Source organism: Escherichia sp. WS547 (assembly GCF_046486065.1).
Classification (GTDB): domain Bacteria; phylum Pseudomonadota; class Gammaproteobacteria; order Enterobacterales; family Enterobacteriaceae; genus Escherichia; species Escherichia coli.
On record NZ_JBJQMA010000013.1, the window covers coordinates 34,420 to 57,938 of the forward strand.

Consider the following 23,519-nt stretch of genomic DNA (forward strand, 5'->3'; position numbering starts at 1 on the left):
GCTTCTCATCCTGTGGACTTACCGCTCAGGGATGAGTTTTGTCTGGCTTATCGCTGGCAAACTGTCTGAAATCGCAGCAATAAGGACTCATTCACCATGAAACTCGCCGCCTGTTTTCTGACGCTCCTTCCTGGCTTCGCCGTTGCCGCCAGCTGGACTTCTCCGGGGTTTCCCGCCTTTAGCGAACAGGGGACGGGAACATTTGTCAGCCACGCACAGTTGCCCAAAGGTACGCGTCCACTAACGCTAAATTTTGACCAACAGTGCTGGCAGCCTGCGGATGCGATAAAACTCAATCAGATGCTTTCCCTGCAACCTTGTAGCAACACGCCGCCTCAATGGCGATTGTTCAGGGACGGCGAATATACGCTGCAACTAGACACCCGCTCCGGTACACCAACATTGATGATTTCCATCCAGAACGCCGTCGAACCGGTAGCAAGCCTGGTCCGTGAATGCCCGAAATGGGATGGATTACCGCTCACACTGGATGTCAGCGCCACTTTCCCGGAAGGAGCCGCCGTACGGGATTATTACAGCCAGCAAATTGCGATAGTGAAGAACGGTCAAATAACGTTACAACCCGCTGCCACCAGCAACGGTTTACTCCTGCTGGAACGGGCAGAAACTGACGCCCCTGCCCCTTTTGACTGGCATAACGCCACAGTTTACTTTGTGCTGACAGATCGTTTCGAAAACGGCGATCCCAGTAATGACCAGAGTTACGGACGTCATAAAGACGGTATGGCAGAAATTGGCACTTTTCACGGCGGCGATTTACGCGGCCTGACCAACAAACTGGATTACCTCCAGCAGTTGGGCGTTAATGCTTTATGGATAAGCGCCCCATTTGAGCAAATTCACGGCTGGGTCGGCGGCGGTACAAAAGGTGATTTCCCGCATTATGCCTACCACGGTTATTACACACAGGACTGGACGAATCTTGATGCCAATATGGGCAGTGAAGCCGATCTACGGACGCTGGTTGATAGCGCGCATCAGCGCGGTATTCGTATTCTCTTTGATGTCGTGATGAACCACACCGGCTATGCCACGCTGGCGGATATGCAGGAGTATCAGTTTGGCGCGTTATATCTTTCTGGTGACGAGCTGAAAAAAACGCTGGGTGAACGCTGGAGTGACTGGAAACCTGCCGCCGGGCAAACCTGGCATAGCTTTAACGATTACATTAATTTCAGCGACAAAACAGGCTGGGATAAATGGTGGGGAAAAAACTGGATCAGAACCGATATCGGCGATTACGACAATCCTGGATTTGACGATCTCACTATGTCGCTGGCCTTTTTGCCGGATATCAAAACCGAATCAACGACCGCTTCTGGTCTGCCGGTGTTCTATAAAAACAAAACGGATACCCACGCTAAAGTCATCGACGGCTTTACCCCTCGCGATTACTTAACCCACTGGTTAAGTCAGTGGGTCCGCGACTATGGGATTGATGGTTTTCGGGTCGACACCGCCAAACATGTTGAGTTGCCCGCCTGGCAGCAACTGAAAACCGAAGCCAGCGCCGCGCTTCGCGAATGGAAAAAAGCGAACCCCGATAAAGCGTTAGATGACAAACCTTTCTGGATGACCGGTGAAGCCTGGGGCCACGGCGTGATGCAAAGTGACTACTATCGCCACGGCTTCGATGCGATGATCAATTTCGATTATCAGGAGCAGGCGGCTAAAGCAGTCGATTGTCTGGCGCAGATGGATACGACCTGGCAGCAAATGGCGGAGAAATTGCAGGATTTCAACGTGTTGAGCTACCTCTCGTCGCATGATACCCGCCTGTTCCGTGAAGGGGGCGACAAAGCAGCAGAGTTATTATTATTAGCGCCAGGCGCGGTACAAATCTTTTATGGTGATGAATCCTCGCGTCCGTTCGGCCCCACCGGTTCGGATCCGCTGCAAGGTACGCGTTCGGATATGAACTGGCAGGATGTTAGCGGTAAATCTGCCGCCAGCGTCGCGCACTGGCAGAAAATCAGCCAGTTCCGCGCCCGCCATCCCGCAATTGGCGAGGGCAAACAAACGACACTTTCGATGAAGCAGGGCTACGGCTTTGTTCGTGAGCATGGCGACGATAAAGTGCTGGTCATCTGGGCTGGGCAACAGTGACTTTTCCGGCTTCCCGTTCGTCAGTACCTCGGGAAGCCGCCAACCAGGATAAAATGTCAGCTCTAATCAGCGTTGCAGGATAAAGCACCGCTCCCTCTTCAACAGAGCGATTTGCACCCCAGCAAATGTAGCGTTATTGTTACCTTCCTTGCTACAGAGTTCGACAGATATCCCGCTATGACATTCTCCCTTTTTGGTGACAAATTTACCCGCCACTCCGGCATTACGCTGCTGATGGAAGATCTGAACGACGGTTTACGCACGCCTGGCGCGATTATGCTCGGCGGCGGTAATCCAGCGCAGATCCCGGAAATGCAGGACTACTTCCAGACGCTACTGACCGACATGCTGGAAAGTGGCAAAGCGACTGATGCACTGTGCAATTACGACGGTCCACAGGGGAAAACGGAGCTACTCACACTGCTTGCCGGAATGCTGCGCGAGAAGTTGGGCTGGGATATCGAACCACAGAATATTGCACTAACAAACGGCAGCCAGAGCGCGTTTTTCTACTTATTTAATCTGTTCGCCGGACGCCGTGCCGATGGTCGGGTCAAAAAAGTGCTGTTTCCGCTGGCACCGGAATACATTGGCTACGCTGACGCCGGACTGGAAGAAGATCTGTTTGTCTCTGCGCGTCCGAATATTGAACTACTGCCGGAAGGCCAGTTTAAATACCACGTCGATTTTGAGCATCTGCATATTGGCGAAGAAACCGGGATGATTTGCGTCTCCCGGCCGACGAATCCAACAGGCAATGTGATTACTGACGAAGAGTTGCTGAAGCTTGACGCGCTGGCGAATCAACACGGCATTCCGCTGGTGATTGATAACGCTTATGGCGTCCCGTTCCCGGGTATCATCTTCAGCGAAGCGCGCCCGCTGTGGAATCCGAATATCGTACTGTGCATGAGTCTTTCCAAGCTGGGGCTACCAGGCTCCCGCTGCGGCATTATCATCGCCAATGAAAAAATCATCACCGCCATCACCAATATGAACGGCATTATCAGCCTGGCACCTGGCGGTATTGGTCCGGCGATGATGTGTGAAATGATTAAGCGTAACGATCTGCTGCGCCTGTCTGAAACAGTCATCAAACCGTTTTACTACCAGCGTGTTCAGGAAACTATCGCTATCATTCGCCGCTATTTACCGGAAGATCGCTGCCTGATTCATAAACCGGAAGGAGCCATTTTCCTCTGGTTATGGTTTAAGGATTTGCCAATTACGACCGAGCAGCTCTACCAGCGCCTGAAAGCACGGGGCGTGCTGATGGTGCCGGGGCACAACTTCTTCCCAGGGCTGGATAAACCGTGGCCACATACACATCAATGTATGCGCATGAACTACGTGCCGGAGCCGGAGAAAATTGAGGCGGGAGTGAAGATTCTGGCAGAAGAGATAGAAAGAGCCTGGGCTGAAAGTCACTAAAAATTGCCTGATGCGCTACGCTTATCAGGCCTACATGATTTCTGCAATATATTGAATTTGGTAGAATTTGTAGGCCGGATAAGGCGTTTTAGCCGCATCCGGCATAAACAAAGCGCACTATCCCGGCGTTGAGAAACGCCGGAAAAACGTTTCAAACAGGCTGCTGCCGTAGCCAATTCCGCTGCACTTTCTCGACATCCATGCACTGCAACGCCTTTGTCGGGCAGGCTTCAACACAGGCCGGTCCCGTCGCCCGATGCCAGCACAGATCGCACTTAATCGCCCTCGCCTTTTTGCGCGAAGAAACGACCTCCATCGCACCAAACGGGCAAGCTAGCATACAGCTTTTACAGCCAATGCAACGTGATTGTTCAACGAAAATATGCCCATGTTCGCGGCTTATCGCGTCAACAGGGCAGACATTCGCGCACGGTGCATCTTCACACTGATGGCAGGCTACAGCCGTGGTCCATGTGTGGTCTTTAATGACACGAATACGGGAAATAAACTCGTCTGGTGACAACGCAGCGCAATCCTGATTCTCCTGATGCGACACTGCGCAAGCCACTTCACAGGTACGGCAACCGATACATTTCGTCGCATCCGCAATAATAAACCGGTTCATGATCACTCCTTTGCACTAAAACAGCAGAGTGCCAGAGAGCGCGTCTCTACTGCTTTGATCCAACGAAGGAAATGTTAAAGTTTTGGCACTTGTCCAAAGCGTTATGTGATCGCGCCCTGGTCGTCCCTGACAGTAAATCCCAGTTCATTAGAAATAGCCTGCGCGGTTTCACGCAGTGGTTTCAGGAGATTTTTCTCCCCCACCTGTTTCAGACGTGATGTCGAAAGAGAAATCGACACGGCGTACGGCACCCGCCCATGAATATCAAACACCGGAACAGCAATACAAGAGACGCCGAGTTCGTTTTCTTCTCTGTCCATCGCCGCTCCGCTTTCACGAATGTGCGCCAGTTCGTCGAACATCGCGGGCAGCTCGGTAATGGTATTGCGGGTTAACGGCTGGATCTCATGCTGATGGCTTTCCCAGTATGACTTCACGTAGTCCGGGTGACCAAACGCCATGTAGATCTTGCCCATTGCGGAACAGTAGAGCGGCATATGCTGGCCTATATAGGCACGGGTTCGCAGCATCCCGGTTGTGGGTTCCAGCTTATAAATCAAAATAGCGTGATCGTCTTCGCGGCTGGAGAAGTTAATGGTTTCACCAGTGGCGATGTTCAGTGCCTCAAGATGCGGAGCGGCGATATGAATGATATTCAGCGAAGACAGCGCCTTCTGCCCGACGGCAATAAATTTGGTAGTCAGGCGGTAACTCCCTGCGGCGGGCGCGGTGGTCACATAGCCGCAGGACTGTAATCCCTGCAATAAGCGATGGACGGTACTCTTATTTAAACCAGCCAGTTCCGAAAGATGCGCCAACGGACAACCGTTTGGATAGTTGCTCAAAATCTCAATCAGCATCAACCCGCGAAACAGACTCTGGCTTCCGGCTGGACGCTCTTTTTCCTGCGCCATCTCGTTCTCTTTTTTTCCCATCACTTCTTTCCCCATTTTGTCGCGTCCTGATGGTAGCGCAAAGTGTGTCGTAGTTCACGATCTCGACAGATAATTTATAACCACTTGATTTTTAAGTTTTTTGAAATTAATCAATCAGATTGCTTTGTTAAAAAGCGATCGATATATTTGAAATCAGATTTCGCATATTGAAATTTTAAGCCAAAAAAGCGATCAAAAAAAACAAGGAAGCCAGGGATGAAAGTGACATTTGAGCAGTTAAAAGCAGCCTTTAATCGAGTCTTAATTTCACGCGGCGTTGACAGCGAAACGGCTGATGCCTGTGCCGAGATGTTCGCCCGCACCACCGAATCCGGCGTTTATTCTCACGGCGTCAACCGTTTCCCTCGTTTCATTCAACAACTGGAAAACGGCGATATCATTCCTGATGCCCAACCCAAACGTATAACCAGCCTCGGCGCAATTGAACAGTGGGACGCCCAGCGTTCGATCGGTAACCTGACAGCGAAAAAGATGATGGATCGCGCCATCGAACTGGCTGCCGATCACGGTATTGGTCTGGTGGCTCTACGTAATGCCAACCACTGGATGCGCGGCGGCAGCTACGGCTGGCAGGCGGCGGAAAAAGGCTATATTGGCATTTGCTGGACCAACTCCATCGCCGTAATGCCGCCGTGGGGCGCAAAAGAGTGTCGCATCGGCACCAACCCGCTGATCGTCGCCATTCCTTCTACCCCAATCACCATGGTCGATATGTCGATGTCGATGTTCTCTTACGGCATGTTAGAAGTTAACCGTCTGGCAGGCCGTCAGCTCCCGGTCGATGGTGGCTTTGATGATGAGGGCAATTTGACCAAAGAACCTGGCGTTATCGAGAAGAATCGCCGCATTTTGCCGATGGGCTACTGGAAAGGTTCTGGCATGTCGATTGTGCTGGATATGATCGCCACTCTCCTTTCCGACGGCGCATCGGTTGCCGAAGTCACCCAGGACAACAGCGACGAATACGGCGTTTCGCAAATCTTTATCGCCATCGAAGTGGATAAATTGATCGACGGCCCCACCCGCGATGCCAAGCTGCAACGCATCATGGATTACGTTACTACCGCTGAACGCGCTGACGAAAACCAGGCCATCCGCTTACCCGGCCACGAATTTACTACCCTGCTGGCCGAAAACCGCCGTAACGGCATCACCGTTGATGACAGCGTGTGGGCCAAAATCCAGGCGTTATGAGGAGATAAGTCATGATTTTTGGACATATCGCGCAGCCTGACCCGTGCCGTTTGCCTGCCGCCATTGAAAAGGGGCTCGATTTTCTGCGCGCTACCGATTTCAACGCCCTGGAACCGGGCGTTGTCGAAATCGACGGCAAGAATATTTATGCGCAAATTATCGATTTAACCACACGCGAAGCGGTGGAAAACCGTCCGGAAGTGCATTGTGGGTATATCGATATTCAGTTTCTGGCGTGGGGTGAAGAGAAAATTGGCATTGCCATTGATACGGGAAACAATAAAGTCAGCGAATCACTATTAGAGCAGCGCGATATTATTTTTTATCACGATAGTGAACATGAATCATTTATAGAAATGATACCGGGCAGCTACGTTATTTTCTTCCCGCAGGATGTTCATCGACCAGGTTGTATTCTGCAAACAGCCTCTGAGATACGAAAAATTGTGGTTAAAGTCGCATTAACAGCGCTGAATTAATCGAATAATCGTCTACGCCAGAACGCCTGGGTAATGTTATCGCTCTAACTATATTAATAATTTAGGTTGCTGCACATGCAACTTGAATTATGACAAACATAGCCTCAAGGAATAGCTATGAAAAAAATACTTGAAGCAATACTGGCGATTAATCTCGCCGTACTTTCCTGTATTGTGTTTATAAACATTATTTTAAGATATGGTTTTCAGACAAGCATTTTATCTGTAGATGAATTGTCACGTTATTTATTTGTCTGGTTAACATTTATTGGCGCGATTGTGGCTTTTATGGATAACGCCCACGTTCAGGTCACCTTTCTGGTGGAGAAACTCTCCCCCGCATGGCAGCGACGAGTCGCTCTGGTTACCCATTCCTTAATCTTATTTATTTGTGGCGCACTGGCCTGGGGCGCAACGCTAAAAACAATTCAGGACTGGAGCGATTATTCACCGATCCTCGGTTTGCCCATCGGCCTGATGTATGCCGCTTGTCTGCCCACCAGCCTCGTTATCGCATTCTTTGAACTGCGTCATTTATATCAACTCATCACGCGTAGCAATTCTCTAACGTCGCCACCGCAAGGAGCTTAATCATGGCTGTGCTGATTTTTCTGGGCTGTCTGTTGGGTGGTATTGCTATCGGTTTGCCTATTGCCTGGGCACTGTTGTTGTGCGGGGCGGCGTTAATGTTCTGGCTGGAGATGTTTGATGTCCAGATCATGGCACAAACGCTGGTGAACGGAGCCGACAGCTTCTCCCTGCTGGCGATTCCGTTCTTTGTGCTGGCGGGTGAAATCATGAATGCGGGCGGCTTGTCAAAACGCATTGTTGACCTGCCGATGAAACTGGTGGGGCATAAACCAGGCGGGCTGGGCTACGTCGGCGTGCTGGCGGCTATGATTATGGCAAGCCTTTCTGGTTCTGCCGTTGCGGATACCGCCGCCGTTGCCGCTCTACTGGTGCCGATGATGCGCAGCGCCAACTACCCGGTCAACCGGGCGGCGGGGCTGATTGCCTCTGGCGGCATTATCGCGCCAATTATTCCCCCTTCCATTCCGTTTATTATTTTCGGCGTTTCCAGCGGATTATCCATCAGTAAGCTGTTTATGGCGGGCATTGCCCCTGGCATGATGATGGGCGCAACGCTGATGCTTACCTGGTGGTGGCAGGCCAGTCGCCTTAATTTACCCCGCCAGCAAAAAGCAACGATGCAGGAAATCTGGCACTCTTTTGTCTCCGGTATCTGGGCGCTGTTTCTTCCAGTCATCATTATTGGCGGGTTTCGCTCCGGTCTGTTTACCCCTACCGAAGCCGGGGCCGTTGCTGCTTTCTATGCGCTGTTTGTCGCCACAGTTATTTACCGTGAAATGACCTTCGCCACACTTTGGCATGTGCTCATTGGCGCAGCGAAAACGACCTCAGTGGTGATGTTTCTGGTGGCCTCGGCACAAGTTTCCGCCTGGCTGATCACCATTGCTGAACTGCCGATGATGGTTTCTGATTTACTGCAACCGCTGGTCGATTCACCGCGTCTGCTGTTTATCGTCATTATGGTGGCTATCCTGATTGTCGGCATGGTCATGGATTTAACGCCGACGGTATTAATTCTTACCCCGGTATTAATGCCTTTAGTTAAAGAGGCAGGAATCGATCCGATTTATTTCGGTGTCATGTTTATCATTAACTGCTCAATCGGCTTAATTACACCGCCTATCGGTAATGTGCTTAACGTTATTTCAGGGGTGGCAAAACTCAAATTCGATGATGCAGTCAGAGGCGTTTTCCCTTACGTCCTGGTTTTATATTCATTATTAGTCGTATTTGTTTTTATTCCCGATCTCATCATCCTCCCTTTGAAATGGATTAATTAAAAGGAAAATATTATGAAATTACGCTCTGTAACCTACGCATTATTCATTGCTGGCCTGGCTGCATTCAGTACATCTTCACTGGCGGCACAATCTTTACGTTTCGGTTATGAAACCTCACAAACCGACTCGCAACATATTGCGGCGAAAAAATTCAATGATTTATTGCAGGAGAGAACCAAAGGCGAGCTGAAATTAAAACTGTTCCCGGACAGCACTCTCGGTAACGCGCAGGCGATGATCAGCGGCGTACGTGGCGGCACCATCGATATGGAAATGTCCGGCTCGAATAACTTTGCCGGGTTATCACCAGTGATGAACTTGCTTGATGTCCCTTTCCTGTTCCGCGATACCGCTCACGCGCATAAAACGCTCGACGGCAAAGTCGGTGATGATCTGAAAGCCTCCCTTGAAGGTAAAGGACTAAAAGTACTGGCCTACTGGGAAAACGGCTGGCGCGATGTCACCAACTCGCGCGCACCGGTTAAAACCCCCGCCGACCTGAAAGGGCTGAAAATTCGCACTAACAATAGCCCGATGAATATCGCCGCATTCAAAGTCTTTGGCGCTAACCCGATCCCGATGCCGTTTGCCGAAGTCTATACCGGGCTGGAAACGCGCACTATCGACGCTCAGGAACACCCGATCAACGTCGTCTGGTCAGCAAAATTTTTCGAAGTACAGAAGTACCTTTCTCTGACGCACCACGCCTATTCGCCACTTCTGGTGGTGATCAACAAAGCGAAGTTTGATGGCTTAAGCCCGGAGTTCCAGCAGGCGCTAGTTTCATCTGCACAAGAAGCGGGTAACTATCAGCGCAAACTGGTTGCTGAAGATCAGCAAAAAATCATCGATGGCATGAAAGAAGCGGGCGTGGAAGTCATCACCGATCTCGACCGCAAAGCCTTTAGCGACGCACTGGGTAATCAGGTCCGCGACATGTTTGTTAAAGATGTTCCGCAGGGTGCTGATCTGCTGAAAGCTGTGGATGAGGTGCAATAAACCATGACGCAATACTGGCTGGGGTTAGATTGTGGCGGTAGCTGGCTGAAAGCCGGGCTGTATGACCGCGAAGGCCGGGAGGCAGGCGTGCAGCGCCTGCCTCTGTGCGCATTAAGCCCGCAGCCAGGCTGGGCAGAGCGCGATATGGCAGAACTGTGGCAATGCTGCATGGCTGTCATTCGCGCCCTGCTTACCCATTCCGGCGTTAGCGGGGAACAAATAGTGGGTATCGGTATCTCCGCACAGGGAAAGGGCTTGTTTTTGCTGGATAAAAACAACAAGCCGCTCGGTAACGCCATTTTGTCCTCAGACCGCCGGGCGATGGAAATCGTTCGTCGCTGGCAGGAAGATGGCATCCCGGAAAAACTCTACCCGCTGACCCGACAAACCTTGTGGACCGGGCATCCGGTGTCGCTGTTACGCTGGCTGAAAGAGCACGAACCAGAACGCTACGCGCAAATTGGCTGCGTGATGATGACGCACGACTACCTGCGCTGGTGTTTAACCGGCGTCAAAGGCTGCGAAGAGAGCAATATTTCCGAGTCCAATCTCTACAACATGAGTCTTGGGGAATATGACCCGTGCCTCACCGACTGGCTTGGGATCGCTGAAATCAACCACGCCCTGCCGCCTGTTGTCGGATCTGCCGAAATCTGCGGTGAGATCACCGCTCAGACAGCCGTACTGACCGGTCTGAAAGCGGGTACGCCCGTTGTCGGCGGCCTGTTTGATGTGGTTTCCACCGCACTCTGCGCCGGGATCGAAGACGAATTTACCCTCAATGCGGTAATGGGCACCTGGGCGGTGACCAGCGGCATAACCTGCGGTTTGCGTGACGGTGAAGCGCATCCGTATGTCTATGGTCGCTACGTTAACGACGGTGAATTTATCGTTCATGAAGCCAGCCCCACCTCTTCCGGCAACCTCGAATGGTTTACCGCACAGTGGGGAGAAATCTCGTTTGATGAGATCAACCAGGCCGTTGCCAGCTTGCCGAAAGCCGGTGGCGATCTCTTTTTCCTGCCGTTCCTGTACGGCAGCAACGCCGGACTCGAGATGACCAGCGGTTTCTACGGGATGCAGGCCATTCACACCCGCGCACACCTGTTGCAGGCCATTTATGAAGGCGTAGTGTTCAGCCATATGACCCATCTCAACCGGATGCGCGAACGTTTTACTGATGTGCACACCCTGCGCGTCACTGGCGGCCCGGCGCATTCCGATGTCTGGATGCAAATGCTGGCGGACGTCAGCGGGCTGCGTATCGAACTGCCGCAGGTGGAAGAAACCGGCTGCTTTGGTGCGGCACTTGCCGCCCGCGTCGGCACCGGAGTTTATCGCGATTTCAGCGAAGCCCAAGGTGATTTACAGCACCCGGTACGCACCCTGCTGCCGGATATGACCGCCCATCAGCTTTACCAACAAAAATACCAACGCTATCAGCATCTCATTGCCGCACTTCAGGGCTTTCACGCCCGCATCAAGGAGCACACATTATGAGCCGACCACTTCTGCAACTGGCCCTCGACCACTCATCACTTGAAGACGCACAGCGCGACGTGATGCAGTTAAAAGACAGCGTCGATATCGTCGAAGCGGGCACCATTCTCTGTTTAAACGAAGGGCTTGGCGCGGTAAAAGCCTTGCGCGAACAGTGCCCGAACAAACTCATCGTCGCTGACTGGAAGGTCGCCGATGCCGGTGAAACGCTCGCTCAACAAGCATTTACCGCAGGTGCTAACTGGATGACCATCATCTGCGCCGCACCGCTCGCGACGGTGGAAAAAGGCCACGCGATGGCGCAACGCTGCGGCGGTGAAATTCAGATAGAGCTGTTCGGTAACTGGACGCTGGACGACGCCCGCGACTGGCATCGTATTGGCGTGCGGCAGGCGATTTATCATCGCGGTCGCGACGCGCAAGCCAGCGGGCAACAGTGGGGCGAAGCCGATCTTGCACGCATGAAGGCGCTTTCCGATATCGGCCTTGAGCTTTCCATTACCGGCGGTATTACTCCTGCTGATCTGCCACTGTTTAAAGATATCCGCGTAAAGGCGTTTATTGCCGGACGGGCGCTGGCAGGCGCAGCAAATCCGGTGCAGGTGGCTGGCGATTTCCATGCGCAAATCGACGCTATCTGGGGAGGCAAGCGTGCGTAATCATCCGTTAGGGATTTATGAAAAAGCGCTGGCGAAAGATCTCTCCTGGCCGGAGCGGCTGGTGCTGGCAAAAAGCTGTGGCTTTGATTTTGTCGAAATGTCGGTGGATGAAACCGACGAACGGCTCTCACGTCTTGACTGGAGCGCCGCACAACGTGCTTCGCTGGTCACTGCGATGATCGAAACGGGTGTTGCCATTCCGTCAATGTGCCTGTCTGCCCATCGTCGTTTTCCCTTTGGCAGCCGGGACGAGGCAGTGCGCGAACGGGCGCGGGAAATCATGAGTAAAGCGATTCGCCTGGCGCGCGATCTCGGCATTCGCACCATTCAGCTGGCAGGTTATGACGTCTATTACGAAGACCACGACGAAGGCACCCAACAACGTTTTGCTGAAGGGCTGGCGTGGGCAGTCGAACAGGCGGCGGCATCACAAGTCATGCTGGCGGTGGAGATTATGGATACCGCGTTTATGAACTCCATCAGCAAATGGAAAAAATGGGACGAGATGCTCGCCTCGCCGTGGTTCACCGTCTACCCGGACGTCGGCAACCTCAGCGCCTGGGGCAATGATGTTCCCGCCGAACTGAAACTGGGCATTGACCGTATCGCCGCGATCCACCTGAAAGACACCCAGCCAGTGACCGAGCAAAGCCCCGGACAGTTCCGTGATGTGCCGTTTGGCGAAGGCTGCGTCGATTTCGTTGGCATCTTCAAAACGCTGCATGAACTGAACTATCGCGGATCATTTCTGATTGAGATGTGGACCGAAAAAGCCAAAGAGCCGGTGCTGGAGATTATTCAGGCGCGGCGCTGGATTGAAGCGCGTATGCAGGAGGCCGGATTTATATGTTAGAGCAACTAAAAGCCGACGTGCTGGCGGCGAATCTGGCGCTTCCCGCTCACCATCTGGTGACGTTCACCTGGGGCAATGTCAGCGCGGTAGACGACACGCGGCAATGGATGGTAATCAAACCTTCCGGCGTCGAGTACAACGTGATGACCGCCGACGATATGGTAGTGGTTGAGATAGCCACCGGTAAGGTGGTGGAAGGCAGAAAAAAACCCTCGTCCGACACGCCAACGCATCTGGCGCTTTACCGTCGCTATGCCGAAATTGGCGGTATTGTGCATACCCACTCGCGCCACGCCACCATCTGGTCGCAGGCCGGGCTGGATCTCCCCGCCTGGGGCACCACGCACGCTGATTACTTCTATGGTGCCATCCCCTGCACGCGACAGATGACCGCAGAGGAGATCAACGGCGAGTATGAATACCAGACCGGCGAAGTGATCATTAAAACCTTCGAAGAACGTGGGTTGAACCCGGCACAAATCCCGGCTGTACTGGTGCATTCTCACGGCCCGTTCGCCTGGGGAAAAAACGCCGCCGATGCAGTGCATAACGCCGTGGTGCTGGAAGAGTGCGCCTATATGGGCCTGTTCTCGCGCCAGCTTGCACCGCAGCTCCCTGCGATGCAAAACGAACTGCTGGATAAGCACTACCTGCGTAAACATGGGGCCAATGCCTATTACGGGCAGTAATCCCTCACGCCGGGGCTTCATTGCCCCGGCACTACGAATTGATATGTTCCTTGCTGTAACGTCGCTTCCACGCAGCTGGCGTTAAGCCGGTGTGTTTGCGAAAAATCTGCCGGAAATAGCCGACGTCATTAAACCCGCACAACGCCGCCACTTCCGTGAGTGATCGCGCTTCGCTAATTAACAGCTTTTCGGCTTCGCGCACCCGCTGGCGGTGGATTGCTTCTGTTAACGTCAGATGAAACACCCGCCGATAGACGCGCCCAAGATAATCGGCATTGCAGTACAGCTCGCGGGCTAAAAGCGCCGTGGAAAGCGGGCGGTGATATTGCGTGCGAATCAGTTTCTGCGCTTTCCAGGCAAGAGTGGTGCCTGCACCATCGGCCTGTTCATCAAGACGCGCGTCACGGGTGAGCTGCTGCAAAATCAGCAGCACAATAAACTCCAGCGCCGGAGTGCGTTGATGCTTTTCCTGTTCGCTTAAGAACTGGCGAAACAGGGCCACCAGCACCTGCGGATCGGCAACCTTAGTTTGTTGCGGCACGCTAAGATGAGTGAGCCAGCGCGGATCGTTGTCCGGCGCTTTAACCTCAAAATGCAGCCAGTAAAATTTGAGATCGGCGGGAAAATCCTCTACCCCAACATGCTGTCGGTTCGGCCAGAGTAATAAACTCTCTCCCGCATCGACCAGAAATATCCGCTCTTCTTCCTGAATCGCTAATCGACCTTTTTCGACAAAGATAATTTCCCATGACTCCAGCCGCCTTGCCGGATGCCTCCCTACGCCACGGGAAATAAATAATCCACCATTTTGCACTTTAATCGGTAACGTCATGGATAATTCGAGCATTGATATGTAATTTCCCGCTTATTCATTAATGATTAAACACATTACTTTTTGATTATTAATCAAAAACATTAATTTCACCTGATCCAATTCACACTTTTAAATTCAGGTCGGAATCGTCACCTTTTTTTACTCTTTTCTCGCCTTGTTGATATTCCCGTTCACGGCAGAATTAATCAGGTCATTGCAATAAAACTAAAAATTGCTCCCTATTCACGAGGAATATCTATGACCTCTACACCGATTACTACCGCTGATATCGCTAAAGGTAAAATTGACGATGCGTTATCTGTACGGGAAAAAATAGGCTACGGCCTGGGTGACGCAGGCGGCACCGTAATAACTTGCCTGATCATGAACTTTCTCACCTTTTTCTACACCGACGTTTTTGGCTTAACTCCGGCGCTGGTCGGCACGCTGTTTATTGCACTGCGCGTGTTTGATGCCATCTCCGACCCGGTGATGGGCATCATTGCCGACCGGACGCAAAGTCGCTGGGGGCGCTTTCGTCCGTGGCAGTTGTGGATTGCCATTCCCATCGGCATTATCGGCATCCTGACGTTCACCGTGCCAGATGCCAGCATGGGAGTAAAAATCGCCTGGGCGTTCGGCACTTACCTGCTCCTTTCAGTCGGTTATACCGCCATCAACGTGCCGTACTGCGCGCTGATCAACACCATGACCACCCGCCACAATGAAGTGATCTCCTGCCAGTCCTGGCGATTCGTTCTCTGCGGCGTAGCGGGATTTCTGGTTTCGGTAGGCTTACCGTGGATGGTGGATCTCTTCGGTCAGGGTAATGCCGCGCGCGGCTATCAACTGGGCGTCGGCGTGCTGTGCGCCATCGCTGTGGTGATGTTCCTGTGCTGTTTCTTCTGGGTTCGTGAACGGGTACCACTCTCCACAATGGGGAAATTTACCCTGCGCGAACATCTTGCCGGGCTGCGAAACAACGACCAACTGCTGCTGATGCTGGTCATGTCTTTCCTGCTGATTAACGTCTTTAACATTCGCGGCGGTGGGTATATGTACTTCATTACCTACGTCTTACAAGGCAGTACGGGCTACACGTCGCTGTTCTTCACCATGGTCACCTTCGCCTCCATTATCGGCTCGGTGATTGTCAGCCCGTTAACGCGACGTTTCGATACCGTCAAAATTTACTACTACACCAACCTGCTCCTCGCCGCGCTGGCGGTGTTGATGTGGTTCCTGCCTTCTGGCCCGGCTTATCAAACGCTGTGGCTGGCGGTGATCCTCGGTAATGGCGTGATTCTTGGCTTCACATTGCCATTGCACTTCTCATTGATGGCCTTTGCCGATGACTACGGCGAGTGGAAAACCCGCGTACGTTCTTCCGGCATGAACTTCGCCTTCAATCTGTTTTTCATCAAACTGGCCTGGGCCTCCAGCGCCGGGATCATCAGCCTGCTGTTTATTTTTGTCGCCTACCAGCCAGGCGTGGAAAACCAGACCACCAGTTCGCTTGGCGGGATCACGGCGATGGAAACATTACTGCCTGCGCTATTCCACCTGCTGCTGGCAGGGGCGATCCGCTTTTGCAAACTCAATAACCCTATGATGTCACGCATTGCTACCGACCTGCGTCAGCGTCATGTACAGCCTTAAGGAGCACAAGATGAACATTTCGGAAGTCGATCTGCATAAACTGACGGTCAGCGATCCGTTCCTCGGTCAGTACCAACAACTGGTCCGCGATGTGGTGATTCCTTATCAGTGGGACGCCTTGAACGATCGTATCCCAGAAGCGGAACCCAGCCATGCGATTGAAAACTTTCGCATTGCCGCAGGACTGCAAGACGGTGAATTTTACGGGATGGTGTTTCAGGACAGCGACGTCGCCAAATGGCTGGAAGCGGTAGCCTGGTCGCTGTGCCAGAAGCCGGATGCCGAACTGGAAAAAACCGCTGACGAGGTAATCGAACTGGTCGCTTCCGCCCAGTGCGAAGATGGCTATCTCAATACTTACTTTACGGTAAAAGCGCCCGAAGAACGCTGGAGCAATCTGGCGGAGTGTCATGAACTTTACTGCGCCGGTCATCTGATTGAAGCCGGAGTCGCCTTCTTCCAGGCCACGGGCAAGCGGCGCTTGCTGGAAGTGGTTTGCCGTCTGGCCGATCATATCGACAGCGTATTTGGTCCAGGTGAAAGTAAGTTACACGGTTATCCTGGTCACCCGGAAATTGAACTGGCGCTAATGCGCCTGTATGAAGTGACCGAAGAGCCGCGCTACCTGGCGCTGACGAACTATTTTGTCGAACAGCGTGGTGCGCAACCGCACTATTACGACCAGGAATATGAAAAGCGCGGGCAGACCTCGCACTGGCACACCTACGGCCCGGCGTGGATGGTGAAAGATAAAGCCTACAGCCAGGCGCATTTGCCCATCGCACAGCAACAAACCGCCATCGGACATGCAGTACGCTTTGTATATCTGATGACTGGCGTCGCACATCTGGCGCGTTTAAGTCACGATGAAAGCAAGCGTCAGGATTGCCTGCGGCTGTGGAACAATATGGCCCAGCGTCAGTTATATATTACCGGCGGCATTGGCTCACAGAGCAGCGGTGAAGCGTTCAGCAGCGATTACGATCTGCCGAATGACACGGTATACGCTGAAAGTTGCGCCTCCATCGGCCTGATGATGTTTGCCCGACGAATGCTGGAAATGGAAGGCGACAGTCAATATGCCGATGTGATGGAGCGCGCACTGTACAACACCGTGCTCGGCGGCATGGCACTGGATGGCAAACATTTCTTCTATGTGAATCCGCTGGAAGTACATCCAAAATCGCTGAAATTCAACCATATCTACGATCACGTTAAACCGATCCGCCAGCGTTGGTTTGGCTGCGCTTGTTGTCCGCCAAATATCGCCCGCGTACTGACCTCGATTGGTCATTATCTCTACACGCCGCGTGAAGATGCGTTGTATATCAACATATATGCAGGAAACAGCATGGAAGTGCCGGTAGAAAATGGCACGTTGCGCCTGCGGATTAGCGGGAACTATCCGTGGCAGGAACAGGTGACAATTGCGGTTGAATCGCCCCAGCCGGTGCGTCATACGCTGGCTTTACGTCTGCCGGACTGGTGCACACAGCCGCAGATCATATTGAATGGGGAAGAGGTCGGGCAGGATATTCGTAAAGGGTATTTGCACATTACCCGCGAATGGCAGGAGGGCGATACGCTGAATCTGACTTTGCCGATGCCGGTACGCCGCGTTTACGGTAACCCGCTGGTGCGTCACGTCGCCGGAAAAGTGGCGATTCAGCGCGGCCCGCTGGTGTATTGCCTGGAACAGGCCGACAACGGCGAGTCACTACATAACCTGTGGCTGCCCGCCGATGCGCCATTTACGACCTTTGAAGGCAAGGGATTGTTCAGCCATAAGATCTTAATCCAGGCACCGGGTTACCGGTATGAACAGAGCAATCCAGAGCAGCAACCGCTGTGGCATTACGACAGCGCGCCAGCCAAACGCCAGCCGCAAACTCTGACGTTTATCCCGTGGTTTAGCTGGGCTAACCGGGGTGAAGGCGAAATGCGGATCTGGGTGAATGAGGAAAAGCATTGCCATCCGTAGGTTGGATAAGGCACTCGCGCCGCATCCACCGTAGGGTGCACATTGCCTGATGCGACGCTTAAAACGTCTTATCAGGCCTACAAGTCGGTGCGAGAGCGTAGGCCAGCCGCACCGACATCCACCGGTGAATTAAAAACGCCAGCTCACGCCGGTGACAAAGGTAAAACTCTCATTACGATCAACCATCGGGCTGTCGGTAATCTCTTCCGGCAGCTCGCTGTATCCTGCGCTCGCCATCAATACGACGTGCTCTCCTATCGGGTATTTTGCCGTCAGGCTGACATAGGGCACCCAGGCATCCTGCGCGGAATAACTTGCCAGACCGCTACGACGGGACTCACTCTCTGAAATGCCATAGTAATAGTCACTGAAATTCTCGTCATAATAGAGAACGCCCAGTGCAGGTGTCAGCGACAGGCGACCTATCTGCATTTTGTGGAATACCGATAGCTCCCCCACCCAGCCGTTGCTGTTATCCAGAACGTCCGCAGCCGCAGAGGCTTTCACGGTTCCCCAACGCTCGTGGTGATACCAGGCAACCCCCGCCATAGCCGTACTATCACGCTTATCAAGCTGTTGCATGGCATAATCGTCATTATCGGCAGGGTCAAATTCCAGCGGCATCCAGGATGCGGTCAGGCTAAGTTCATTTTTTTCACTTTGCGACAGAATAAAACCTAACGTGGTCTGACGAACATAAAAAGTATCACCTTCATAACTAATCAGCGGAATTGCCTTTGTATTTTCATTATAACCGCGATAAGGCGATTCATTATAAGCCGCACCAGCACCAATGGATAATTCAGAAGCAGTTGCGCTTGCCATAAAAGGCAACGCAAATAACGCCACAATATTGCGGTTAATTAACATGTCCGGTATTCCATTTTAAAATAAGATAAAAAAGAGTCGGCATAGTAATGCTTACAATTTCTCCGGTGCAAGATTCATATTTATATAGTAATATATAAAATTATATATAATTGGGCTGTTGCGATGACAAAATTACAACTTAAGTACCGGGAGTTAAAAATTATCTCGGTAATCGCTGCCAGTGAAAATATCAGCCATGCCGCGACTGTACTTGGCATCGCACAGGCCAACGTCAGCAAATATCTTGCTGATTTTGAATCAAAAGTGGGTTTAAAAGTCTTTGACCGAACCACCCGACAGCTGATGCTCACACCTTTTGGCACCGTGCTGTTACCGTACATCAACGACATGCTGGACAGAAACGAGCAGCTTAATAATTTTATTGCAGATTATAAGCATGAGAAACGTGGTCGGGTCACTATCTATGCACCAACCGGCATAATTACCTATTTATCCAAACATGTAATCGATAAAATTAAAGATATCGGTGATATCACCTTATCGCTAAAAACCTGCAATCTTGAGCGTAATGCCTTTTATGAAGGCGTCGAATTTCCCGATGATTGTGATGTTTTAATCAGCTACGCCCAACCAAAAGATGAATCGCTGGTTGCCAGTTTTATTACCCAATATGCCGTAACCGCTTATGCCAGCCAGCGCTATCTTGAGAAACATCCCATTAGCCGTCCTGACGAACTCGAACATCACTCCTGTATTTTGATCGACTCGATGATGATCGACGACGCGAATATCTGGCGCTTCAACGTCGCCGGGAGTAAAGAGGTGCGGGATTATCGCGTGAAGGGAAATTACGTTTGCGACAACACGCAATCTGCGCTGGAGCTGGCACGAAATCACCTGGGGATTGTGTTTGCGCCAGACAAAAGTGTGCAGAGCGACCTGCAAGACGGCACGCTGGTGCCCTGCTTTCAGCACCCGTATGAATGGTGGCTGGATCTGGTGGCTATCTTCCGTAAACGGGAATACCAGCCCTGGCGGGTCCAGTATGTGCTGGATGAAATGCTGCGTGAAATTCGCCACCAGCTTGCTCAGTCGCAGCAACTGCGGCCTGAACAAACGGCGGAAAGCGAAGATTAATGATCGAGATAAAGGTAATGCACCCAGCTGGTCATGCGTAACAGTACTTTGCGCATCACCGAGACATGGCTGAAATGATCAGAGTAGACCGCCACCTGGGCGTAAATACCGTCTGGTAATGCGCTCAAATCAGTATGCTCATCCAGTTCAATGGTCGCGATAACGCCATCTGAACCCGGCGCTGTGTTTAACGTCTGTAAGGTGCCGGTCGACTGATAAGCTCCGCCGGGAACGGCTGGACTAATGGCTGCCACCTTACCGCTGAATACCTTACCTGGCAGAGCATTAAACACCACTTCCGCATCGTCGCCAGGAGCCAGTCGCAGCAAGGAGTTCTGACGGAACTGCGCCACGATTTGTCGTTTCTGATCGGGTATAAACACCATCACCGGACGTAGCGGCAGCGACGCGGCATAGGTACCCGGACGAATCAGTACCTGGGTCACATAACCATCGCTCGGCGCACGCACTATCGTCTGCTCAAGGTTATATTTTGCTTCCGCGAGCTGTGCTTTCAGGCTGGCGATTTGAGAATGTTCACCCAACACCAGGCTATCCAGCTGGCTCTGGATCTGTTTTTGTTCCGCCGCCGATGACTTCACGGAGGCTTCCTGCGCCAGATAATTTTGCCGCGCCACATCGATATCGCGTTCTGAAAACGGGTTTACTTTCGCCTGGCTGCCACGTGCGTAACGCTGATACTCTTTAGCGAACTTATCCCGCGTGGCCTTTGCCTGCTGAGTATTCGCCGCCATCTCATCTAACTCTGCGCCCAACGCCCGCTGTTTATGTTCTGCGGTAACGATATCCGCCATCAGCCGATCCACCCGAGCCTGATAACGCGTCGGGTCCAGTCGAAATAGCACCTCACCTTTTTTAATCAGCGTATTTTTCTTGTCCGTCACTTCGATCACCACGCCTGTCACCTGTGGGACAACAGGAATAGAAATAACCGCTTTTTGCGCTTTAAAGGTATACGGATGGTTATAGTTCATTAACAGAATTAGACCGCTGACAATAAATATGCCTCCCAGGGCCGCTGTGGGAATGGTCCATTTATTTACAGGAATTTTAAAGATCTTAAACATTGCCCATGCGAAAGCCACATAGGTCAAAATAATCAGTAAATCCATAAGTATTACTCGGCAGAAGAGGATTTGATGTCGGCGAGCTGTTTCTCCAGCCCGGCAATACGCTGTTGTAGTTGCACAACGGAGGAGTCATGGTTTTGCATTCCCCATCCCCGCTCCGGGCGGTAAAGCGTGGCCCAAATCCACAAAAATGGCCAGATAACATGTAACGTAAAAAGACTTACCCAACCAGCAACATGAATGGCGTCGGCATGTGGATGATTACGTTTTTTAGCAATCAGGTAGGGAATATCATGTAAAATAATAATCCCATAGAAGATCACCAGAAATACAAAAATAAGCACTCCCAGTGCAAAATAATCCAGGAACATATTTCCCTCAGAGAATATAAAAAAGAACAATTAACGCATATTATTAAATGCCATGATGCAGTGCAATTTCCTTATTTATATAACGACATATGGTTTTTTATATAGTTTCTGAAGTGTGTGCCTGGCTTTTCAACAGGTCGAAGCTTATCATATTGAAATAATGTAACTATTGACCAAATTTATGAATAAAAACCGTAAAACATCCACAATGCAGATTAAGCGTATTAAACCTTCAATTATCTACCGTTTATTGCTGATTGGCCTCGGAACGCCAATGGTGATTTATGGCCTGGTTCGCCCGCTCACCATCGAAACGCGAGATTAAACTCCTGGCAAAACACGCCCCAGAAACGCACTTCTGTTGGCGTAGTCTGGGTTATTGCGCACGTAGGTTTAAAACGTAAATTGTAACAACGTGCGCTTTGTTTATGCCGGATGCGGCGTGTACGCCTTATCCGGCCTACGGTCAGGTCCCCGTAGGCATGATAAAACGCGTAAGCGTCGCATCAGGCAATGAATACCCAATGCGACCAGCTTCTTATATCAGAACAGCCCCAACGGTTTATCCGAATAGCTCACCAGCAGGCACTTGGTTTGCTGGTAATGCTCAAGCATCATCTTATGGGTTTCGCGTCCGATGCCCGACTGTTTGTAGCCGCCAAACGCCGCATGTGCCGGGTAAGCGTGATAACAGTTGGTCCACACGCGCCCAGCCTGAATGCCGCGCCCCATCTTATAGGCCAGATTACCGTTGCGGCTCCAGACACCCGCGCCCAGGCCATATTGCGTGTCGTTCGCCAGCTCCAGCGCTTCTTCCATCGTTTTGAAGGTGGTCACCGCCAGCACCGGACCAAAAATTTCTTCCTGGAACACGCGCATATTATTCTGACCAAACAGAATCGTCGGTTCGAGGTAGTAGCCGTCTTTCAGTTCGCCTTCCAGCAGCTTGCGCCGCCCGCCGGTGAGCACGTCTGCGCCCTCTTTTTTACCGATATCAATGTAGTTGAGGATGGTTTCCAGTTGCCCGTGAGAAACCTGCGCCCCCATTTGCGTCACGCTGTCGAGCGGGTTACCGCTGCGAATGCTTTCGACACGGCGGATGGCGCGTTCCATAAAGCGTTCGTAGATAGACTCCTGCACTAAAGCACGGCTTGGACAGGTGCAAACTTCGCCCTGGTTAAAGGCAAACAGTGCAAAGCCTTCCAGCGCTTTATCGAAAAAGGCATCTTCTTCATCCATCACATCAGCAAAGAAGATATTTGGGGATTTGCCGCCCAGCTCCAGCGTCACCGGAATAATGTTTTGCGTGGCGTACTGCATAATTTGTTGGCCCACTTCCGTTGAGCCGGTAAACGCCACTTTGGCGATGCGTTTCGAGGTCGCCAGATATTCGCCAATTTCCCCACCAGCGCCGTTAACCACGTTCACCACGCCCGGCGGCAGTAAATCACCGACGAGTTCCATTAGCAGCAGTACAGAAAGCGGGGTAAGACGTGCGGGTTTCAGCACCACACAGTTGCCCGCCGCCAGCGCGGGAGCCATTTTCCAGCTCGCCATCAGCAGCGGGAAGTTCCACGGAATAATCTGCCCCACCACGCCTAACGGTTCGTGGAAGTGATAAGCCACAGTTTCGCTATCCACTTCACTAATACCGCCTTCCTGCGCCCGAATACACGAGGCAAAATAGCGAAAATGGTCAATCGCCAGCGGCACATCAGCAGCACTGGTTTCGCGAATGGGTTTGCCGTTATCCCAGGTTTCAGCGGTCGCTAACAGTTCGAGGTTCTGCTCCATCCGATCGGCAATCTTAAACAGAATCGCCGCGCGATCCTGCACCGAAGTATGCGCCCATTTATCTTTCACTTTGTGCGCAGCATCCAGCGCCAGATCGATGTCTCGTTTGCCCGAAGACGCCACTTCGCACAGCAGCTGCCCGGTCACCGGCGTCAGGTTCTGGTAATACTCACCATCGGCAGGGGCTACCCATTCGCCGCCAATAAAGTTGTCGTAGCGGGCTTTTAACTTGAGGGGGAAACCATACTCGCCGGGCTTAATCTGTGCTGAAGGGGGATTATTGGTCATGATCGTCTCCTTGCGGTGTGAGGTATAACAAGGGTAGACGTGACTGGCGAAATCTTCGCCAGTCGGTAACAGCTTTACGACGGCTATCACGAATTTACGGGCAAGGATTACAGAGATAACTAAAACTCTCTCAAAAATCGCAAATTTTGAGATAGTTAAAAAAATGGCTG

The 23,519-nt window shown here is 51.9% G+C and carries 22 protein-coding genes; 15 read left to right on the forward strand and 7 right to left on the reverse strand.

Going from position 1 to position 23,519, the window contains the following annotated elements:
• Window positions 1-96: 96 nt before the first annotated feature.
• Both malS and avtA read left to right on the forward strand, forming a co-directional pair.
• Window positions 97-2,127, forward strand: a complete 2,031-nt coding sequence (gene malS, locus ACJHWK_RS13260; RefSeq protein ID WP_001521582.1) for an alpha-amylase — start codon at window positions 97-99, stop codon at window positions 2,125-2,127.
• A 177-nt stretch (window positions 2,128-2,304) separates the two neighbouring features.
• Window positions 2,305-3,558 carry a valine--pyruvate transaminase gene (gene avtA / locus ACJHWK_RS13265; protein ID WP_000144359.1) on the forward strand — a complete coding sequence of 418 codons (1,254 nt, stop codon included), beginning with the start codon at window positions 2,305-2,307 and terminating at the stop codon, window positions 3,556-3,558.
• A 151-nt stretch (window positions 3,559-3,709) separates the two neighbouring features.
• Here the strand turns inward: avtA and ACJHWK_RS13270 are convergent, their stop codons facing one another.
• A complete protein-coding gene (locus ACJHWK_RS13270) occupies window positions 3,710-4,183 on the reverse strand; it encodes a 4Fe-4S binding protein (protein WP_170886446.1) in 474 nt (157 codons plus the stop codon).
• A 101-nt stretch (window positions 4,184-4,284) separates the two neighbouring features.
• Window positions 4,285-5,133, reverse strand: a complete 849-nt coding sequence (gene yiaJ / locus ACJHWK_RS13275) for an IclR family transcriptional regulator YiaJ (protein ID WP_000514241.1) — start codon at window positions 5,131-5,133, stop codon at window positions 4,285-4,287.
• A gap of 201 nt (window positions 5,134-5,334) precedes the next feature.
• On the opposite strand from yiaJ, the gene yiaK reads away from it, so the two are divergent.
• The 9 genes from yiaK (at window position 5,335) to araD (ending at window position 13,383) form a co-directional block, all read left to right on the forward strand.
• Entirely contained in the window at window positions 5,335-6,333 is a 999-nt protein-coding gene (yiaK, locus tag ACJHWK_RS13280; protein WP_000869042.1) for a 3-dehydro-L-gulonate 2-dehydrogenase, read from the forward strand.
• 11 nt (window positions 6,334-6,344) lie between these two features.
• Window positions 6,345-6,812: a YhcH/YjgK/YiaL family protein gene (locus tag ACJHWK_RS13285; protein ID WP_001521585.1), complete on the forward strand. Its 468-nt coding sequence runs from the start codon at window positions 6,345-6,347 to the stop codon at window positions 6,810-6,812.
• A gap of 117 nt (window positions 6,813-6,929) precedes the next feature.
• Window positions 6,930-7,403, forward strand: a complete 474-nt coding sequence (gene yiaM, locus ACJHWK_RS13290) for a 2,3-diketo-L-gulonate TRAP transporter small permease YiaM (protein ID WP_000721664.1) — start codon at window positions 6,930-6,932, stop codon at window positions 7,401-7,403.
• A 2-nt stretch (window positions 7,404-7,405) separates the two neighbouring features.
• Complete coding sequence (gene yiaN / locus ACJHWK_RS13295) at window positions 7,406-8,683, forward strand: 2,3-diketo-L-gulonate TRAP transporter large permease YiaN (RefSeq protein ID WP_000279612.1); 1,278 nt, start codon at window positions 7,406-7,408, stop codon at window positions 8,681-8,683.
• Between the two features lie 12 nt (window positions 8,684-8,695).
• Window positions 8,696-9,682 (forward strand): 2,3-diketo-L-gulonate TRAP transporter substrate-binding protein YiaO, encoded by a 987-nt coding sequence (gene yiaO, locus ACJHWK_RS13300; protein ID WP_001521586.1) that lies wholly within the window; start codon window positions 8,696-8,698, stop codon window positions 9,680-9,682.
• Between the two features lie 3 nt (window positions 9,683-9,685).
• Complete coding sequence (lyxK, locus tag ACJHWK_RS13305; RefSeq protein ID WP_001521587.1) at window positions 9,686-11,182, forward strand: L-xylulokinase; 1,497 nt, start codon at window positions 9,686-9,688, stop codon at window positions 11,180-11,182.
• On the forward strand, window positions 11,179-11,841 hold the full coding sequence (gene ulaD, locus ACJHWK_RS13310) for a 3-keto-L-gulonate-6-phosphate decarboxylase UlaD (protein ID WP_001521589.1): 663 nt from the start codon (window positions 11,179-11,181) through the stop codon (window positions 11,839-11,841). Before lyxK ends, ulaD begins: the two co-directional genes overlap by 4 nt.
• On the forward strand, window positions 11,834-12,694 hold the full coding sequence (locus ACJHWK_RS13315; RefSeq protein WP_001361569.1) for an L-ribulose-5-phosphate 3-epimerase: 861 nt from the start codon (window positions 11,834-11,836) through the stop codon (window positions 12,692-12,694). Before ulaD ends, ACJHWK_RS13315 begins: the two co-directional genes overlap by 8 nt.
• Window positions 12,688-13,383, forward strand: coding sequence for an L-ribulose-5-phosphate 4-epimerase (araD, locus tag ACJHWK_RS13320; protein ID WP_001521590.1), 696 nt, complete (start codon window positions 12,688-12,690; stop codon window positions 13,381-13,383). Before ACJHWK_RS13315 ends, araD begins: the two co-directional genes overlap by 7 nt.
• 31 nt (window positions 13,384-13,414) lie before the next feature.
• On the opposite strand, the gene ACJHWK_RS13325 is transcribed toward araD, so the two are convergent.
• Complete coding sequence (locus tag ACJHWK_RS13325) at window positions 13,415-14,230, reverse strand: AraC family transcriptional regulator (RefSeq protein ID WP_000891820.1); 816 nt, start codon at window positions 14,228-14,230, stop codon at window positions 13,415-13,417.
• Window positions 14,231-14,455: 225 nt separating this feature from the next.
• Here ACJHWK_RS13325 and ACJHWK_RS13330 point away from each other — a divergent pair, with 225 nt between their 5' ends.
• Window positions 14,456-15,856, forward strand: a complete 1,401-nt coding sequence (locus tag ACJHWK_RS13330; protein ID WP_001521592.1) for an MFS transporter — start codon at window positions 14,456-14,458, stop codon at window positions 15,854-15,856.
• A 10-nt stretch (window positions 15,857-15,866) separates the two neighbouring features.
• Window positions 15,867-17,837 carry a glycoside hydrolase family 127 protein gene (locus ACJHWK_RS13335; protein ID WP_001521593.1) on the forward strand — a complete coding sequence of 657 codons (1,971 nt, stop codon included), beginning with the start codon at window positions 15,867-15,869 and terminating at the stop codon, window positions 17,835-17,837.
• A 129-nt stretch (window positions 17,838-17,966) separates the two neighbouring features.
• On the opposite strand, the gene ACJHWK_RS13340 is transcribed toward ACJHWK_RS13335, so the two are convergent.
• Entirely contained in the window at window positions 17,967-18,707 is a 741-nt protein-coding gene (locus ACJHWK_RS13340; RefSeq protein WP_000906816.1) for a MipA/OmpV family protein, read from the reverse strand.
• A gap of 123 nt (window positions 18,708-18,830) precedes the next feature.
• Here ACJHWK_RS13340 and ACJHWK_RS13345 point away from each other — a divergent pair, with 123 nt between their 5' ends.
• Entirely contained in the window at window positions 18,831-19,805 is a 975-nt protein-coding gene (locus ACJHWK_RS13345; RefSeq protein WP_000164039.1) for a LysR family transcriptional regulator, read from the forward strand.
• Here ACJHWK_RS13345 and ACJHWK_RS13350 read toward each other — a convergent pair.
• Together ACJHWK_RS13350 and ACJHWK_RS13355 are read right to left on the reverse strand one after the other, a co-directional pair.
• Window positions 19,802-20,938, reverse strand: a complete 1,137-nt coding sequence (locus tag ACJHWK_RS13350; protein ID WP_001521594.1) for an HlyD family secretion protein — start codon at window positions 20,936-20,938, stop codon at window positions 19,802-19,804. The two genes, ACJHWK_RS13345 and ACJHWK_RS13350, sit on opposite strands and share 4 nt — an antisense overlap.
• Window positions 20,939-20,943: 5 nt before the next feature.
• Window positions 20,944-21,267, reverse strand: coding sequence for a DUF3302 domain-containing protein (locus tag ACJHWK_RS13355; protein WP_000478193.1), 324 nt, complete (start codon window positions 21,265-21,267; stop codon window positions 20,944-20,946).
• Between the two features lie 181 nt (window positions 21,268-21,448).
• Here ACJHWK_RS13355 and ACJHWK_RS13360 point away from each other — a divergent pair, with 181 nt between their 5' ends.
• Complete coding sequence (locus ACJHWK_RS13360; RefSeq protein WP_001039208.1) at window positions 21,449-21,592, forward strand: hypothetical protein; 144 nt, start codon at window positions 21,449-21,451, stop codon at window positions 21,590-21,592.
• Window positions 21,593-21,810: 218 nt separating this feature from the next.
• Here ACJHWK_RS13360 and aldB read toward each other — a convergent pair whose 3' ends face one another.
• The gene (gene aldB, locus ACJHWK_RS13365) at window positions 21,811-23,349 is read right to left on the reverse strand and encodes an aldehyde dehydrogenase AldB (RefSeq protein WP_001521595.1); all 1,539 of its coding nucleotides are present in this window, start codon (window positions 23,347-23,349) and stop codon (window positions 21,811-21,813) included.
• Window positions 23,350-23,519: the final 170 nt, after the last annotated feature.

What these genes read in the sequence shown, in the direction of transcription:
- malS (WP_001521582.1), top strand. Translation starts at nt 97, where the DNA reads ATGAAACTCGCCGCCTGTTTTCTGACGCTCCTTCCTGGCTTCGCCGTT.
- avtA (WP_000144359.1), top strand. Translation starts at nt 2,305, where the DNA reads ATGACATTCTCCCTTTTTGGTGACAAATTTACCCGCCACTCCGGCATT.
- ACJHWK_RS13270 (WP_170886446.1), bottom strand. Translation starts at nt 4,183, where the DNA reads ATGAACCGGTTTATTATTGCGGATGCGACGAAATGTATCGGTTGCCGT.
- yiaJ (WP_000514241.1), bottom strand. Translation starts at nt 5,133, where the DNA reads ATGGGGAAAGAAGTGATGGGAAAAAAAGAGAACGAGATGGCGCAGGAA.
- yiaK (WP_000869042.1), top strand. Translation starts at nt 5,335, where the DNA reads ATGAAAGTGACATTTGAGCAGTTAAAAGCAGCCTTTAATCGAGTCTTA.
- ACJHWK_RS13285 (WP_001521585.1), top strand. Translation starts at nt 6,345, where the DNA reads ATGATTTTTGGACATATCGCGCAGCCTGACCCGTGCCGTTTGCCTGCC.
- yiaM (WP_000721664.1), top strand. Translation starts at nt 6,930, where the DNA reads ATGAAAAAAATACTTGAAGCAATACTGGCGATTAATCTCGCCGTACTT.
- yiaN (WP_000279612.1), top strand. Translation starts at nt 7,406, where the DNA reads ATGGCTGTGCTGATTTTTCTGGGCTGTCTGTTGGGTGGTATTGCTATC.
- yiaO (WP_001521586.1), top strand. Translation starts at nt 8,696, where the DNA reads ATGAAATTACGCTCTGTAACCTACGCATTATTCATTGCTGGCCTGGCT.
- lyxK (WP_001521587.1), top strand. Translation starts at nt 9,686, where the DNA reads ATGACGCAATACTGGCTGGGGTTAGATTGTGGCGGTAGCTGGCTGAAA.
- ulaD (WP_001521589.1), top strand. Translation starts at nt 11,179, where the DNA reads ATGAGCCGACCACTTCTGCAACTGGCCCTCGACCACTCATCACTTGAA.
- araD (WP_001521590.1), top strand. Translation starts at nt 12,688, where the DNA reads ATGTTAGAGCAACTAAAAGCCGACGTGCTGGCGGCGAATCTGGCGCTT.
- ACJHWK_RS13325 (WP_000891820.1), bottom strand. Translation starts at nt 14,230, where the DNA reads ATGCTCGAATTATCCATGACGTTACCGATTAAAGTGCAAAATGGTGGA.
- ACJHWK_RS13330 (WP_001521592.1), top strand. Translation starts at nt 14,456, where the DNA reads ATGACCTCTACACCGATTACTACCGCTGATATCGCTAAAGGTAAAATT.
- ACJHWK_RS13335 (WP_001521593.1), top strand. Translation starts at nt 15,867, where the DNA reads ATGAACATTTCGGAAGTCGATCTGCATAAACTGACGGTCAGCGATCCG.
- ACJHWK_RS13340 (WP_000906816.1), bottom strand. Translation starts at nt 18,707, where the DNA reads ATGTTAATTAACCGCAATATTGTGGCGTTATTTGCGTTGCCTTTTATG.
- ACJHWK_RS13345 (WP_000164039.1), top strand. Translation starts at nt 18,831, where the DNA reads ATGACAAAATTACAACTTAAGTACCGGGAGTTAAAAATTATCTCGGTA.
- ACJHWK_RS13350 (WP_001521594.1), bottom strand. Translation starts at nt 20,938, where the DNA reads ATGGATTTACTGATTATTTTGACCTATGTGGCTTTCGCATGGGCAATG.
- ACJHWK_RS13355 (WP_000478193.1), bottom strand. Translation starts at nt 21,267, where the DNA reads ATGTTCCTGGATTATTTTGCACTGGGAGTGCTTATTTTTGTATTTCTG.
- ACJHWK_RS13360 (WP_001039208.1), top strand. Translation starts at nt 21,449, where the DNA reads ATGAATAAAAACCGTAAAACATCCACAATGCAGATTAAGCGTATTAAA.
- aldB (WP_001521595.1), bottom strand. Translation starts at nt 23,349, where the DNA reads ATGACCAATAATCCCCCTTCAGCACAGATTAAGCCCGGCGAGTATGGT.